Origin of the sequence: Curtobacterium phyllosphaerae, assembly GCF_049341865.1 — a bacterium.
Classification (GTDB): domain Bacteria; phylum Actinomycetota; class Actinomycetes; order Actinomycetales; family Microbacteriaceae; genus Curtobacterium; species Curtobacterium phyllosphaerae.
Genome location: NZ_JBMPIU010000006.1, coordinates 21,691 through 36,686 on the forward strand (window position 1 = coordinate 21,691; position 14,996 = coordinate 36,686).

General features: G+C 70.2%; 14 protein-coding genes. 9 read left to right on the plus strand and 5 right to left on the minus strand.

The window, feature by feature from the left end; translation table 11 throughout:
• Window positions 1-152 precede the first annotated feature (152 nt).
• The 3 genes from ACO0E0_RS11925 to ACO0E0_RS11935 are packed head-to-tail and all read right to left on the minus strand — an operon-like array spanning window position 153 to window position 3,930.
• Window positions 153-1,229 carry an alcohol dehydrogenase catalytic domain-containing protein gene (locus tag ACO0E0_RS11925; RefSeq protein ID WP_422871647.1) on the minus strand — a complete coding sequence of 359 codons (1,077 nt, stop codon included), beginning with the start codon at window positions 1,227-1,229 and terminating at the stop codon, window positions 153-155.
• The gene (locus ACO0E0_RS11930; protein ID WP_422871648.1) at window positions 1,226-2,725 is read right to left on the minus strand and encodes an aldehyde dehydrogenase family protein; all 1,500 of its coding nucleotides are present in this window, start codon (window positions 2,723-2,725) and stop codon (window positions 1,226-1,228) included. Before ACO0E0_RS11930 ends, ACO0E0_RS11925 begins: the two co-directional genes overlap by 4 nt.
• On the minus strand, window positions 2,722-3,930 hold the full coding sequence (locus ACO0E0_RS11935) for a cytochrome P450 (RefSeq protein ID WP_422871649.1): 1,209 nt from the start codon (window positions 3,928-3,930) through the stop codon (window positions 2,722-2,724). Before ACO0E0_RS11935 ends, ACO0E0_RS11930 begins: the two co-directional genes overlap by 4 nt.
• A gap of 125 nt (window positions 3,931-4,055) precedes the next feature.
• Here ACO0E0_RS11935 and ACO0E0_RS11940 point away from each other — a divergent pair, with 125 nt between their 5' ends.
• The 3 genes from ACO0E0_RS11940 (at window position 4,056) to ACO0E0_RS11950 (ending at window position 6,543) form a co-directional block, all read left to right on the plus strand.
• On the plus strand, window positions 4,056-5,732 hold the full coding sequence (locus ACO0E0_RS11940) for a pyruvate, phosphate dikinase (RefSeq protein WP_422871650.1): 1,677 nt from the start codon (window positions 4,056-4,058) through the stop codon (window positions 5,730-5,732).
• Between the two features lie 131 nt (window positions 5,733-5,863).
• Window positions 5,864-6,220 (plus strand): VOC family protein, encoded by a 357-nt coding sequence (locus ACO0E0_RS11945; RefSeq protein WP_422871651.1) that lies wholly within the window; start codon window positions 5,864-5,866, stop codon window positions 6,218-6,220.
• A gap of 14 nt (window positions 6,221-6,234) precedes the next feature.
• Entirely contained in the window at window positions 6,235-6,543 is a 309-nt protein-coding gene (locus ACO0E0_RS11950; RefSeq protein WP_422871652.1) for a biopolymer transporter Tol, read from the plus strand.
• A 3-nt stretch (window positions 6,544-6,546) separates the two neighbouring features.
• Here the strand turns inward: ACO0E0_RS11950 and ACO0E0_RS11955 are convergent, their stop codons facing one another.
• Window positions 6,547-7,044, minus strand: coding sequence for a MarR family winged helix-turn-helix transcriptional regulator (locus tag ACO0E0_RS11955; RefSeq protein WP_422871653.1), 498 nt, complete (start codon window positions 7,042-7,044; stop codon window positions 6,547-6,549).
• Between the two features lie 59 nt (window positions 7,045-7,103).
• On the opposite strand from ACO0E0_RS11955, the gene ACO0E0_RS11960 reads away from it, so the two are divergent.
• From ACO0E0_RS11960 to ACO0E0_RS11970, 3 genes are all read left to right on the plus strand, one after another.
• Window positions 7,104-8,315 (plus strand): FAD-dependent monooxygenase, encoded by a 1,212-nt coding sequence (locus ACO0E0_RS11960; RefSeq protein ID WP_422871654.1) that lies wholly within the window; start codon window positions 7,104-7,106, stop codon window positions 8,313-8,315.
• A gap of 410 nt (window positions 8,316-8,725) precedes the next feature.
• On the plus strand, window positions 8,726-9,208 hold the full coding sequence (locus ACO0E0_RS11965) for a hypothetical protein (RefSeq protein WP_422871655.1): 483 nt from the start codon (window positions 8,726-8,728) through the stop codon (window positions 9,206-9,208).
• A gap of 435 nt (window positions 9,209-9,643) precedes the next feature.
• Window positions 9,644-10,567 (plus strand): hypothetical protein, encoded by a 924-nt coding sequence (locus ACO0E0_RS11970; protein ID WP_422871656.1) that lies wholly within the window; start codon window positions 9,644-9,646, stop codon window positions 10,565-10,567.
• A 1,069-nt stretch (window positions 10,568-11,636) separates the two neighbouring features.
• Here the strand turns inward: ACO0E0_RS11970 and ACO0E0_RS11975 are convergent.
• A complete protein-coding gene (locus ACO0E0_RS11975) occupies window positions 11,637-12,281 on the minus strand; it encodes a TetR/AcrR family transcriptional regulator (RefSeq protein ID WP_422871657.1) in 645 nt (214 codons plus the stop codon).
• 107 nt (window positions 12,282-12,388) lie between these two features.
• On the opposite strand from ACO0E0_RS11975, the gene ACO0E0_RS11980 reads away from it, so the two are divergent.
• The 3 genes from ACO0E0_RS11980 to ACO0E0_RS11990 are packed head-to-tail and all read left to right on the plus strand — an operon-like array spanning window position 12,389 to window position 14,960.
• Window positions 12,389-13,501: a saccharopine dehydrogenase family protein gene (locus ACO0E0_RS11980; RefSeq protein ID WP_422871658.1), complete on the plus strand. Its 1,113-nt coding sequence runs from the start codon at window positions 12,389-12,391 to the stop codon at window positions 13,499-13,501.
• A complete protein-coding gene (locus ACO0E0_RS11985; protein WP_422871659.1) occupies window positions 13,498-14,706 on the plus strand; it encodes a zinc-binding alcohol dehydrogenase family protein in 1,209 nt (402 codons plus the stop codon). The genes ACO0E0_RS11980 and ACO0E0_RS11985 overlap by 4 nt, the downstream gene beginning before the upstream one ends.
• Before the next feature lie 44 nt (window positions 14,707-14,750).
• The gene (locus ACO0E0_RS11990; protein ID WP_422871660.1) at window positions 14,751-14,960 is read left to right on the plus strand and encodes a hypothetical protein; all 210 of its coding nucleotides are present in this window, start codon (window positions 14,751-14,753) and stop codon (window positions 14,958-14,960) included.
• Window positions 14,961-14,996: the final 36 nt, after the last annotated feature.

Sequence of the window (14,996 nt, forward strand, 5' to 3'; positions counted from 1 at the left end):
GCTGGTGAATCTAGTCCGCGGCGTGGTCGAGGACGCGGAACCGTGGAGTCCAGCGTGGCGCGCACTGGGGTTCTGCGCATTCTCGCCGAGCCGACCGAGTCGCTGGGGCCGCTGGGGCCGAGCCGACGAGCCGCCGGGGCCGGGCCCGCGGGTCAGGGGGTGACGACCACCCGGAGGACCTCGCCGGCGCGCTGGGCCGCCGCCGCCGCCTCGAAGTCCTCGAGCGGCACCACCCGGTCGAGGAACGCGTCGAGCCGCAGCGCACCGGACCGCCAGAGGTCTGCCATCCGGGGGACCTGCCGCCGCATGTCGCTCGATCCGTAGAAGGACCCGGTGATGCTCTTCGCCTCGTGGAACAGCTCCTGGGCGCTGAACGAGACCATGTCGTCGCTCCGTCCCGCGCCGACCACGACGACGCGTCCACCGCGACGGGTGGCGTCCCACGCGGAGCGGATCGTGCCGGACACCCCGACGGCGTCGATCGCGACGTCGAACCCGCCGTCGGTCGCCGGAGAGAGGTCCTCGCCGGGTGCCGCCGTGACCGTCGCGCCGAGCCCCGCCGCGAGGGCACGTCGGTGCGGGTCCGGGTCGACGACCGCGACGACCGACGCCCCGGCGATGCGGGCGCCCTGCACCGCGTTGAGCCCCACCGCCCCGGCGCCGACCACGAGGACGGTCTCGTCGGGCACGACCGCGGCGGTGTCGACCGCGGCGCCGAACCCGGTCGGGACGGCGCAGCCGAGGAGCGCGCCCACCGCGAACGGCACGTCGTCCGGCAGCGGGATCAGCGAGCGTGCCGGGACGACGGTCTCGGTCGCATGCGTCGCCGTGCCCATCCCGGCGACCACCGGCCTCCCGTCCACGGAGAGGGCGGCACCCTGCTCAGCGGACCGCGGGCGGTTCCGGCAGAGGAACGGTTCGCCGCGGACGCAGGTGTAGCAGTGACCGCAGGCCGGGACCCAGCTGATCACGACGCGGTCGCCGACACGGACGTCCGTGACCGCGGAACCGACCGACACCACCTCGCCGGCACCCTCGTGGCCGAGGACGGCGGGGAGCGGCTGGCCGAACTCGCCGCGTGCCAGGGACAGATCGGTGTGGCAGAGTCCAGCGGCGCGGATCCGGACGACGGCCTCGTCGGGACCGGGGTCACGGCGCACGACGTCGTCCCGCACCGTGAACGGTCCGCCGGGCTCGAACACGACCGCGGCGCGCATCGTCCCGCTCACGCGAGGGGGTCGATCTCGTCGAAGGTGCCGTCGTCGGGCACGGGGTCGCCGAGGACGGCCTTCACCTCGAGGTACTCCTCGATCGCGAACGGCCCCATCTCGCGCCCGAGCCCCGACTCGCCGTACCCGCCGAACGGGGACACGGGGAGCGCCGGCGTCCGGACGCCGTTCACCCGGACCTGCCCGGCCCGGATGCAGCGCGCGAGGTCCCGCGCCCGCGCCGAGGACCCGGACCACACCTCGCTCGACAGGCCGTAGGGGGTGTCGTTCGCCATCCGCACGGCGTCGTCCGGGCCGTCGTGGCCCTGGACGACGAGCACCGGTCCGAAGACCTCCTGGCGCACGATGTCGTCCTGCTCGCCGACGTCCGTGACGATGGTCGGGCGCATGAACCAGCCGGTCCCGTCGACGGCGACCCCACCCGTCGCGATCGTCGCGCCGGCGGCCCGGGCGGCGTCGACGAACCCGAGGACCTTCGCGCGCTGCCCGGCGGACACCATCGGCCCCATCGTGGTGGCGGGGTCGAGCGGGTCGCCGAGCACGTACGCCTCGGCCGCGGACACCGCGACCCGCACCGCCTCGGCGAGGGACTCCCGCGGGACGATGAGCCGTGTCGGGGCGTTGCACTTCTGCCCGGCGTTCGTGAAGCAGTTCTTGACGGTCGTGCGCACGGCGGTGTCGAGGTCGGCGTCGTCGAGCACCACGGCGGGCGACTTGCCGCCGAGCTCGAGCGTCGCCCGCTTGATGCGGCCGCCGGCGACCGCGCCGACGTGCCGACCCACCGCGAGCGAGCCGGTGAACGACACGACGTCCCAGGTCTCGTCCTGGAGGAGCGCCTCACCCGTCGTCGCGCCGGTCCCGGTCACGACGTCGAAGACCCCGGCAGGGAGCCCAGCACGACGACCGAGCTCGGCGAGGAACAGCGCGCCGAGCGGCGTGAGCTCCGCGGGCTTCAGGACGACGGTGCACCCGGCGGCGAGTGCCGGGGCGAGCTTCGCGACGATCTGGTGGACCGGGAAGTTCCACGGCGTGATCGCGAGGACCACCCCGACGGGCTCCCGCACGATCGAGCTCCCCGACGCGTCCCGGGTGTCCCACGCGAACGCCCGCGCGATGTCCGCCGTGGTCCGCAGCACCTTGACGGGCAGGTCGACCTGCACCGCGCCGGACTCCCGGAGCGGCATGCCGATCTCCCGCGAGGACAGCGTCGCCAGCTCCTCGCGGTGCGCCTCGAGTTCGTCGGCCAGGCGGTCGAGGAGGTCCGCACGCGCGGACGGGTGGAGCGCTGCCCAGCCGGTCCACGCCTCCCGGGCGTCCCGGAGCGCGCGCTGCGCGAGACCGGACGATGCGTCGAGGACGGTCCCGATCACCTGTTCGGTGGCTGGGTCCACCACGGCGAGCGGCCGTTCGTCGGCCGGCGAGACCCAGCCGCCGCCGATGAAGACGGACCGGTCCGGCACGACCACCGGGTCGGCGGACACGACGGCCCCGCTCACGCGCCGACCACCCGGACCGGCACGCGGTCCCATCCGCGGAACAGGTTGACCCGTAGTCGCTCGACCGGCCCGTCGAGCGACAGCCGGATCCCGCGGTCGATCACCGCCCCGAACAACGACCGGACCTCGGCCCTGGCCAGGTGCGACCCGAGGCAGAAGTGCGCGCCCCAGCCGAACGAGAGGTGTTCGTTCGGGGTCCGGTCCAGTCGGAACTCGTGCGGGGCGTCGAACACCGCGGGGTCGTGGTTCGCGGCGGAGAACCAGAGCACGACCTTCTCGCCGGCACGGACCGCGCGGTCGTCGATCGTCAGGTCGACGGTCGCCGTCCGGCGCATCGCCGCGACGGGACTGACATGGCGGAACATCTCCTCGACGGTGTTCGGGAGCAGGGCCCGGTCGGCGTGCAGCCGGGACCAGCCGTCGTGCTCACCGAGGGCGACGGTGCCGCCGGACACCAGGTGCCGCGTGGTCTCGTTCCCCGCCGCGACGAGCAGGATGTAGTAGGCCGCGAGCTGGTTCCACGTCAGCGGTTCACCGAGCACGGCGCCGGTCGCCATCACGCTGATCAGGTCGTCCTGCGGGTCTGCGCGCCGCGAGTCGGTGAGGTGCTGGAAGTACGCCATCAGCTCGCCGCGCGCCTCGGCCAGGGCATCGGCGTCGACGACACCGTCCGGGTCGGAGCTCGTCAGCCGGTTCGTCCAGTCGACCATCCGCGGGGCGTCCGCCGCGGGCACGCCGAGGACCCGCGACAGCACGAGCATCGGCAGACGCGCACTGATCGTCGCGACGAGGTCGAAGGAGCCGAGCTGTTCCGCCTCGTCGAGCAGGAGCGTCACCGACTCGTCGATCATCGCCTGCCACTGCTGGATCTTCACGGCCCGGAGGTGCGGGATCGTCACCCGGCGGAGCGCGACGTGCTCCTGCCCGTCCATGTTGTGGAGGCTCTGGAGCGCACCCTCGACCTTGCGGTCGAGGATCTGCGTGCCCTCGGCGGCGGTGAGCCGTTCGGTGTCGGCCGCGGCCGCCTTGACGTCCGCGTAGCGGGTGAGCGCCCAGAACCCGGGGCCGTTGTCGGTCGGGGCGTTCCAGTGCACCGGGTCCTGCTCGCGGACGGCGTCGAACAGCGCCAGGTCGCGTCCCTCGACGAACGCCGACAGGTCCATCAGGTCGATCCCGCTCGCAGCGGGCGCGGTGTCGACGGTCATGCCGGGGTTCCTCCATCGAGCACGGCGGTGGGCGCAGCGGCATCGCCACGCGGGTGGGGGAAACGGTACACGCGGTCGGCGACGAACTGAGTACCGTGGACCATCGATTCATCAGGAGCGTGCCCGTGAGCCCAGGAACCCCGTCCGACGACGCCACGATCGCCGACGACGTGGTCTCCGACGCGGTCTTCGCGTTCGACCACGACCACGGCGTGCCCGCCCGGGAGCTCACCGAGCTCCTCGGCGGCAAGGGCGCCGGCCTCGCCGAGATGACCGGCGCGCTCGGCCTCGACGTCCCGCCGGGGTTCACGATCGCGCTGCCGGTGTTCCGGTCCTGGCGCCACGGCGGCTGGCCGACCTCGTTGGACGGCGTCGTCGCGGCGCACGTGGCGGCGCTCGGACAGCGGATGGGACGGACCTTCGGCGACGCCCGGGACCCGCTCCTCCTGTCGGTCCGGAGCGGTGCCGCCGTCTCGATGCCGGGGATGCTCGACACGGTGCTCAACCTCGGGCTGAACGACGACACCGTGCGGGGACTCGCAGCCGCCACCGGCGACGAGGGCTTCGCGTGGGACAGCTACCGCAGGTTCTTGTCCATGTACGCCACGATCGTGATGGGCGTCGACCCGGCGGCCCTCGCCGACGGTGCACCGGTCGCGTCCGGCGTGGACCACCGGGACGGTCGGGAGGCGCGGCCCGCGTCCGCCGCGTCGGTGGCGGACCTGCAGGCGCGCATCACCGCGGCCGCCGGCCGACCGGTCCCGAGCGACCCGTCCGCGCAGCTGCACGAGGCGGTCGAGGCGGTGTTCCGGTCCTGGGACAGCGAGCGGGCACGTGCGTACCGCCAGCGCGACGGCATCGACGAGCACGCCGGGACCGCCGTGAACGTCCAGGCCATGGTGTTCGGGAACCGCGGGACCCGCTCCGGCACGGGGGTCGTGTTCACCCGCGATCCCGCGACCGGCGAGCCCGGCCCGTACGGCGACTACCTGGTCGGCGGGCAGGGTGAGGACGTCGTCGACGGCAGCGCCCACCCGATGCCGATCCGGGAGCTCGCCGACGAGGACCCCCAGGTGTACGTCGACCTGATGGCGGTGCTCCGTCGGCTCGAGGCCCACTACCGGCAGGTGTGCGACGTCGAGTTCACGGTCGAGGACGGCCGGCTCTGGCTCCTGCAGACCCGTCCGGGCAAGCTCAGCGCGGTCGCGGCGGTCCGGACGGCGGTCGACTTCGTCGACGACCCCGACGTCGATCTGACACCAGCTGAGGCGGTGTCACGCGTCTCGGAACCGGTCCGACTGCGGGCTCGGGCCGATCTCGGTGACGTGGGTCGTCCCGCCGATCCGGCCGGCGGCCACGACGAGGACGCGCTCGTCGCGACCGGGCTCGGGGCCGCGCCCGGCACGGTGAGCGGCGCGGTCGTGTTCTCGTCCGAGGCTGCGCTCGAGGCGTCCGTGGACGTCATCCTGGTGCGCCCCGAGACGAGTCCGAAGGACGTCGTCGGCATGTCCGCGTCGGTCGGGATCGTGACGTCACGGGGCGGACTCGCGTCGCACGCCGCGGTCGTCGCGCGAGGGTGGGGTGTGCCGGCGGTGGTCGGGGTGTCCGCGCTCGTGATCGGCGACGACTCCGCGACGGCGCCGGGTGGACTGGTGCTCCGTGCCGGTGACGTCATCACGATCGACGGCAGCACCGGGCAGGTCTGGCTCGGGCAGCGGGCGGCCGCGGCGTCGTCCGAGACCGACCGTGCCGCGCTCGAGCGACTCGAGCGGCTCGAGTCCTGGGCCTCCGGCGCGGCCTGACCGCGCGTCGTCCGGGCAGTGCTCGTGGCTGTCCGGAATGCGTCTCGCGCACGGGTCGCACCGATGCGGCGCCGAGCACGGTGGACGTGTCCGGCGGGTCCACCTCCGGACGGAAGACGAAGGAGTACCTCATGGCAAGTGGTGTCGCAGCAGTGTGGGTCCCGGTGACCGACATGGACCGGGCAGTGACGTTCTACCGGGACCACCTCGGTCTGACGGTGAAGAGCCAGGACGACGACTGGTCGGAGATCGACGCGAACGGGTTGATGATCGGGCTGAACGGCCGGGAGAGCGCGTCCGGCTCGTCCGAGGGCGGCGCGGTGATCACGTTCCAGCCGGACGGCTCGATCGACGACGAGGTCGCGCGGCTGACGGACGCCGGCGTCGAGTTCACCGGGGGGATCTCCGACCACGAGTGGGGCCGGATCGCGCCGTTCAAGGACTCCGAGGGCAACGACCTGCAGTTCTACGCACCGCCGACGGCCTGACGCCCGGACCGCTCATGACCACGGACGACGAGGACGAGCGCTGGCTCGTCGTCCGCGGTCGTCGGTGGCGTCGCACCGATCCGAGCCTGCCGGACGACGTGGTCACTGCCCTGCAGTCGCACCTCGGCCGGGGACGGTCCGCGGTCCGCGTCGCGAAGGCCGCTGGGGACGACGCAGCCGTCGAGCGTGCGCGCACACGGAACGGGCTCGCCAAGCACGGGCTCGGTGAGCGCGGACCGGTCTGGTGGGAGTCGCCGGAGGCGGATCGACTCGCCCGCGCACGGCAGGCGCTCCGCGACCTCGACGCGTTGGACGAGTCCTGAGCGTCAGTCCGTCGCCGCGTCGTAGACCTCGATGAGCCGGTCGAGGAACGACTGGACCGTCGCTCGTTCCGGTGCGGACATGTCCGCGATGACCGCCTCGATCCCCTCGATCATCGGCAGCACGTGCTCGTACGCGAGGTCCGACGAGCGCTCGACCGCGGTGACGACCAGCTTGCGTCCGTCGGAGGGGTGCCGTGCCCGTGTGACGTGACCGCGGGCCTCCAGTCGGTTGAGGACGAGCGTCATGGCGGCCGTCGAGATCTCGAGGCGTCGCGCCAGCTCCGTCGGCGTCGCCGGGCCGACCGTGATGAGGTGGTCCATCGCCTCGAGGCCCGTCGCGTCGACGTCGAGTGCGGCGGCGAGGTGCCGTTCGAACCGCTGCTGCCGCACGGCGACCTGCTGGACGCGGGCGCGGATGTCGTCGTCGGGCAGGGGACGTCCGTCCCGCCGTGCCGCTGTGCGGTCGGCGCGGTCAGCGCGGTCCTGTCGTTCGTCGAGCACGGTCTCGATGATAGTCGTGTAGATTGCCAATCTCATTGATAATCAACGAACGAGGCAACATGACCGGACCACGTGTCCTCATCGCCGGCGCGAGCATCGCCGGACCCGCCCTGGCCTTCTGGCTGCACCGCTACGGGTACGCGACGACGATCGTGGAGCGAGTTCCCGCGCTCCGGACGGGCGGGCAGAACGTGGACGTCCGCGGCGCTGGGCGCGAGGTCGCGCGCCGCATGGGGATCGAGGACGACATCCGCGCAGCGACGACCGGCGAGGTCGGCACGCGGTTCCTCGGGGCCGGCGGGCGCACCATCGCCGAGTTCCCGGCCGGCACCACCGACTCCGGCGGCGCGACGGCCGAGCTCGAGATCCTGCGCGGGGACCTCGCGCAGCTGCTCGTCGACCGGACTGTCGGCCACACCGACTACCGGTTCGGCGACCGGATCGTCGGGATCGCGCAGCACGACGACGGGGTGGTCGTCTCGTTCGAGCACGCTCCGGACGAGTCGTTCGACCTCGTCGTGGCCGCGGACGGCATCGGGTCGAGCACACGACGCATCGTGTTCGGCGACGAACCGACGATCCGGTCCCTCGGCCTGGAGACCTCGTACGCGACGATCCCGCGCACCCGGAGCGACGACGACTGGTGGCGCTGGTACAACGCACCCGGCGGACGGTCGATCACCCTGCGGCCGGACTCGCACGGCACGATCCGGGCGGCATTGTCGTTCGTGACGGACCGCACGCGGAGCGCGTCCCGAGCCGAACGACGGACGGTCGACGAGCAGCGGGCGCGACTCCGCTCGGTGTTCAGCGACGCCGGGTGGGAGGCGCAGCGGGTGCTCGACGGGTTCGACGCGGCGGAGGACCTGTACTTCGAGTCGATCGGGCAGGTGCGCGCACCCCGCTGGTCGTCCGGACGCGTGGGCCTCGTCGGCGACGCGGCGTACTGCGCGTCACCGGTCAGTGGGATGGGCACGAGTCTGTCCATCGCCGGGGCGTACGTGCTCGCCGGTGAGCTCGCCGCGCACGTGCACCATCGCGACGGCTTCCGCGGGTACGAGCGGGTCATGCGGCCCTACGTCGACCAGGCGCAGCAGCTGCCGCCGGGCGTGCCGCGGGTCGCGAACCCCAGGTCTCGAGCGGGCGTGGCGGCGTTCGGGGTCGCGGTGCGGATCGCGGCCACGCCGGTGATCGGCAAGCTCGGGGGCCGGTTCTTCACCCCGCCGGCGGACAAGATCGACTTGCCGGACTACGCCCACCTGGAGCGCTGAAGGGGCATCGAACGCACGGGTGATTGCGCAAGCGGCGTTCTTCGCGTGCGGCTTCATTCCACCGGGAGTGGCGGCCGCATGCTCGGTTCAGACGGCGGCATACTTCGTTCAGAATCGATACGGAGAGGCCGCGCTCTCCGCTGCAGGTGTCATCCCGGGAGGCGGGGTCGCTCAGCTGTTCGAGAGAGGCGGGCGTGCCGTGCCACGAAGCGGCGTGAGGCATGCCTTCCGTTGTGGGAGAACCATCACTGGTACATCAGGAGCCTGCGTTTGAGATCGAATGCTGTCGGAAGCACCATCGGTGATGCTGCTTCCACCTGGGGCACGCAGGCTCGGAGTTTGCGAAAGTGGCGAACGAGATGATGACAGCAGGGCAATCTCCGCGTATTCGCGGGTCGCGGACCGGCCCGATGATCGTGGTCGCCTCGTTCAGTTGTCTTCCACTCGCTGCTACCTTCATCGGTCTCCTGCCGGGAGGTCTGGAATGGGGTCAGATCGCCGTGGCGACTGTCGTGGTCTTGTGGTTCCTGCGGGCAACTGCCATGGGTGTCAGCGTCTCGGAGAACGAGGTGATCATCAGGTCTTGGTACGTCACGTACCGTATACCCACGTCCGAGGTGAAGCGGGTCGATGTGGATGGTTATTCCGGCTCGATCAATGGGTTCTCGCAGAATGGATTCGACCCTTTCTACATCTTCTTGTGCATGCTGGTGATCGAAACAACCGATGACGAAGAGCGAGAGTTCCAGGCGACCATTTCCTCTCGACGTACTGCCAACCGGATGCGGTCAGCGATCTCCGAGGCGTGTCCCAATGCGCACGGAGTTCGCGACGGGGACAGCGGTGACCCGGTGAGGCGGGACCGGAACACCCTGCGGGATCGTCAACGCTGATTGCTGCCCCCATACGATGATGGTCAGGGTGTGGTTCATGTTTTCTGCTGTAGTGAGTCGACCATGACTCGACGAGCGATCTTGGTGCTGGGTTTTGTTGTGGCCTTGGGTGTTGCTCTGGTGTGGGCTGTTCCGGCTTTCATTCGATATGCTGATCAGCCCTATGTCCACGTGGTTGTCACGAACGATTCTTCTTCGACGGTCATGTTCGCGTGTAGTCCCGACGCCGCTCCCGCGACCCCTCCCGGTCACGATGCAAGGCTGACTTCCGGAGTTGGCAGGGACCAACTCTGCGCTGTCGCCGAAGTCAAGGACTCCTTGAAGTACCTTGGTTGCGTGTCCGTTGACACGGATCAAGGAGCCCCCGTTCCCAGGCAGGTGCTCTCAAAGGTCCTCACGCCCGTGGGTGAAAGGGACTGCGGTTAGATCCGTTCCATGATTGTGGTGGCCGAGGAGGGGCTGGGATGGTCGTTCCCGGGGCTGTCGAACGTCACCGACCAGGTGGTGCGGTCCCAGTCGGGTGATGTCCTGCAGGACACGACCACGGACGGGACGGTCTCGAATGTGTCGACGTACTCCTCCGACACGGCCGGGAGGCTCGTGGCTGCGACGATCCCACGCCACCAGTTGGCGTACGGGTTCGGTCCGGCACCGTGCACCCAGCCCGGTGCCGTCGCGGCGGCCTCCCGGAATCGGTGGAAGAGTATTCGGAGCAACCACAGGGGCGACAAGCTACCTGCCGAAATCAAGGAGGCGTCGATGATCGGCGAGTCTGACATTGAAGGACCACCAGCAGGATCAGCGTATAAAGCTGGCTTTGTGGTAGCTCCAATCTCGGCACTAGCGTTCATATCGAGCGGCATGAGAAGTACGGAGGATGATAAATCATCGGTGTTCTTCTACATTGGATTCGGTATTGGCGTACCACTTGTTGTTCTCCTCTTTGCCGCCTTGAGTGCTCGACCCCGTAAACGGCGAACTGCGTTCCTGCGGCAAAAATTTCCTGACGGGTCAGTCGTCAATGTGATTGTCTCGGGAGCGAGGGACTCCCTGGATCCAAGTGACGGCCTGCGTCGTGTTTACACGATGTCCCTGATGGCACGAAGGGGGGAGTTGACATTCTGGAAAGGCGGCGCCAATGTCGCCTTGGTGACGGAGATGCTCGCTTCTGCCACCGAGATCACCGCCGGAATCGGGCGCCACGCGGGCTCAGCCGTCTCAGTCCTGCGCATCCGAAGTTCCAACCTTGAGCTCGAGCTTCCCGTGGTTGATGACAAAGCTCGGTTCAACACCACTGCGGGAGGACGGTGGGTTGTCAGCTCTGCGCAGCGCCTTCGAGAGCGGCTGCGCTCAAGTTGATCAGCTCATCGAGTCTTCGCTGAGATGGCGAGCCCGATCGTGTATCGCGCCAAACCACTAAGTGGGTCAGATTTCAGGGACGATCGTCTCGCGTACGGGTTCGGTCCGGCAGCGTGCTGCCAGACCGGCGTGGTGGCTGGCCTCACAGCGTGTGGATTCATCCCGACTAAGGTGGTGACACTCGTGTGCGATGCGGTCAATGTCGCCGCATATGCCGCCAAGGCGAGTGAGGGCAGGCAGGAGTCAGTGCCGTGAGCGCAGTCGGCGGCGGTGTCGCGGGCTCGCCTGTCGAGGGGGCCAGCCGCACAGCGTTCCGACCCTGGGCTGGAGCCGTCGCCCGACGTCTTGGTCGTGTCGCAGGGCACCAGATCCGCGCGCACCATTGATCCGCGCGGCCAGGAAATCGTGCCGTCGGACAGATTACTGGTGCGGGACTCAGAAGGGTAGACGGTCGAAGGTGGAGCGGAAAGCGAGGGGGTCGTCGCTGATGAAGCGAATCGCGAAGAACGCTCGGATAGCGCGCTGTGTCATAGGTACTTTGTATGTCCTCATCGACCTTGTCTTACTGCTGGGCTACATCTCCGGGGGCCTTGGTTTCAGTCTGACGAATTTGAACGTAGCCTTCTTGGTCATAGATGTGTTCTGCGTCTACATGGCTTGTCGGGCTCAAGTCGTCGGCATCTTTGAGAACAAAGACACGATTGTGGCACGCGACTGGTTCAGGATTCGAACCTGGCAGAAATCTGACATAGCAACCTGTGACGTAGATGCATACTCAGGCGTTTTGAACAGAGGCAATCTTGACGGAACTGGTAAGTACTTCAAGGTACTGACCATCACTCCATCAAGAAAAGACTCCCAAGGTCGGCGGAGAGAAGTGAGAATTCAGTCCACCTTGTCGCGGCGAAGATCTGCTGCGCGCCTGGCCTCTGCAGTCAACGACGCAATTTCCGCACCATGAGTACGACAAACCGTGGCTCGGTGTGGAGTCCGCGGACGTGATGACCAGCCTCCGCTCAGGGATCCGGAGCGCGAGCTAGCGTGACGCCTGTGCGACCCGTTCGTCCGATCAGAGGTGCTCGGCCCGACCCGTGGACCCGGGATGCACGCGGGGATCGGCCGTCCGGGTGACCGAGCCCGGAGCCGAGGCGGAGGTGGCCAGTGCGGCCAACTCTGCCAGGGTCTCCTCCACGTGCGAGACCAGCGGGCGGCCGGACTCGTCGTCGAGCCACCGGGCGGTCGCCACGCTGAACGCCGTCACGCCGAGCTCCGCGACGAGCATCGCCGTCAGCTCGTCGGCGCCGCGAGCGAGGAACCCCGACCGCATCGCCTCACCCAGCACGGCGCGCTTCCACAGTTCCCGCTCCTGCAGCCCGTCGTCGGAACGCACGACGTCACGGTGCGCCAGGAAGTGTGACCGCTGCTCCTCGAACCGTTCCACGGCGAGCGTCCGGAGCCCCGCGCCGATGACGTCCATCGGTGCCATCGAGTCGGGTGCCGCCGCGAGGACCTCGGCGACGACCGCGGGCAACTCCTGCTGGTAGGCGAAGAGCACCTCGCGCTTGTCGGCGTAGTGCCGGAAGAAGGTCCGAGTGGTGAGACCCGCCCGGGCGGCGATCTCGGGTACCGTCGTGGCCGCGAACCCCTGCTCCTCGAACAGCTGCATAGCGGCCTGAGCGAGGCGTCCTCGTGCGTCGGGCTGCCACCTGCTCATGCTCCGAGCCTAGCCATGACACGACGTGTCATGATGTGTATGGTGATGACATGCCGTGCCATCAGGCGCGGACCTCCACCACTGGACAAGCAGGCGAGGAGCACATCGTGCAGCAGGACATCTGGATCCTCGGGGCAACCGGCCGGACGGGCAGGGGGATCGCCCTCGATCTCGACCGTCGCGGCCTCCCGGTCGTGCTCCTCGGACGGGACCGCGCTCGACTCGTCGCCGTCGCCGCGTCCCTCGGGCAGGAACCGCGGATCGTCACCGGGACGTTCGCCGAGCAGCTCGCGGCGATCGGCGAGGGTCGGACGAGCGGTGACCAGGACGACGACCGCCCGTCCATCGTCGTCAACACGGTCGGTCCGTTCACGACCACCGCGCTCCAGGTCGCACGAGCGCTCCCCACCGGCTGGGGGTACCTCGACCTGTCGAACGAGTACCCGGCCGTCGACGACGTCCTCCGCCTCGACCGGACCGCCGCCCGCGCCGGCCAGTCGCTCCTGCCCGGGGCGGGCTTCGGCGTCACCGCCACGGAGAGCCTCGTCGTCCACCTCACGGCCGGCCGGTCCCGCCCGGAGCGCGTCCACGTCGATGCGATCGCGTCCCTCGCGTCCGAGGCCGGCACGCTCGGCACGGCCCTCGCCGAGAGCATCGCCGCGGTCGCGGCCTTCGGTGGCGGGTCGGTCCGGAGCGGCCGGTTCGTCCGGTCGATGAGCACCGTCTCAGGCACGCAGACCATCACCACTCCCGACGGCGACACCGTCACGACGGCGTCCGGCGCGAGCGCGGAACTCCGCGCCGCCTGGCTCGCGAGTGACGCCGACGAGGTCACCGCCGGCTCGATGCTCGCCCCGACCAGTCCGTGGATCCGACCCGTGCTGCCGGTGCTGACCGGTCTGTTCCGCGTCCCGCCGATCCGGCGCCTCGCGGTCTCGCGCATCGCGAGGGTCCGGATGCGCGAGCAGCCGATGGCGCGCACGCACTCCTGGGCGCACGCCCGCGTGGAGTGGTCGTCGGGCGAGGTCCGACGGGCGTGGATCCGGCTCGGCGACGCGGAGGAGTACACGATCGCGATGGCGGCCGAGGTCGCCGCCCGACTCTCCCGGGGCGAGGGCACGCCGGGCGCTTCGACACCCGCGACGATGTTCGGTGCAGGACTCGCCGAGTCGGTCGGCGCCGTGTACATCGACGAGGCCACGACGAAGGGGACGCGATGACCGCTCCGCAGAACGCCGCCGCGTGGCTCGACGGCCCACGAGCCGACCTCACCGTCCGCTCCGCGCCGTACACGCACCCCGGCCCGGGCGAGATCGTCGTCCGGAACCGGGCTGTCGCGGTCAACCCGCTCGACACCGTCAAGCAGTGGACGGGGGACCTGATGTACCGCTGGCTGCCGTACCCGTCGGTGCTCGGTGAGGACGTCGCGGGCGAGGTCGTCGAGGTCGGCGAGGGCGTCACGCGCGTCCGTCCGGGGGATCGCGTCATCGGGTACGCCGTCGGCATGGAGAAGGGCCGACGGCACCACGCGGAGGGCGGGTTCCAGCGGTACACCGTCCTGCGCGCTCACCTCGTGGCGCCGATCCCGGACGACATGCCGTACGAACGGGCGGTCGTCCTGCCCCTCGCGGTCTCGACCGCGGCGAGTGCCCTGTTCCAACAGGACCAACTGGGACTCGCCCACCCGACGCGATCCGCGCCTCCCGTCCGGTCCGACGTCCGGGACACGGCGGTCCCGCACACGGCGGACCGGGGCAGCGCGGTCCGGGGCGCGGCGGGGACTGCCGGACGGGAGGCGGTGGTCGTCTGGGGTGCATCGACCAGCGTCGGGAGCAGCGCGATCCAGCTCGCATCGGCCGCCGGGTACACCGTGGTGACGACCGCGTCACCGCAGAACCACGAGCGTGCGCTCGCGCTCGGCGCGACCGCGGTCGTCGACTACCGGAGTCCGTCCGTCGTCGCCGAGGTCGTCCGCGCGCTGCGGGGGTGCCGTGTGGTCGGTGTCCTCGCGGTGGGGATCGGCTCCGCCGAGCCCGCCATCGCGATCGCGTCGTCGACGCACGCTCCGCGCGTCACGCTCGCCAGCCCGTCCGTGTCGTTCGAGGCGCTGCCTCGGGACGGCGGGATGAGCCTCCCGTTCATCCGCACCGTGGCGACGCTCGTCGGCCGGAACCTCGCGGTCCAGGTGCGGGCCCGGTCGCGGCGCATCCGCGTGCGGTTCGTCTGGGGCAGCACGCTGATGGGGAACGAGGTCGGTCCGATGCTCTGGGAGCGGTTCCTGCCGAGGGCGCTCGCGGACGGGTCGTTCGTGCCGTCGCCCGAGCCGCTGGTCGTCGGACGGGGCCTCGAGACGGTGCAGGTCGGCTTCGAGGCGCTGCGCCGTGGTGTCTCCGCGCAGAAGGTGGTCGTGCTCCTGGACGACTGACCCCGGTTCCCGCGCCGACCAGATGGCGGTGGTTGACTTGCGGCATGACGGACTACGTGGTCGACGGTGCAGGGGACTCCCGGGCGCACGGGGTCGACCTCGTGGACGGTGACACCCCGCCGATCCGGCTCATCGTGCACGGCGACCTGCCGACGACGATCGAGCACGACGGGCGGACGTGGCTGGCGACCGGCGGCTCGGACCGTCCCGACCCGGACGCTCCGCCGATCGCCGTGTTCCGGCCCGCTCCGTAGGTCGGTGCTCCGGCGCGGCTGCGGCGTCGCGATCCG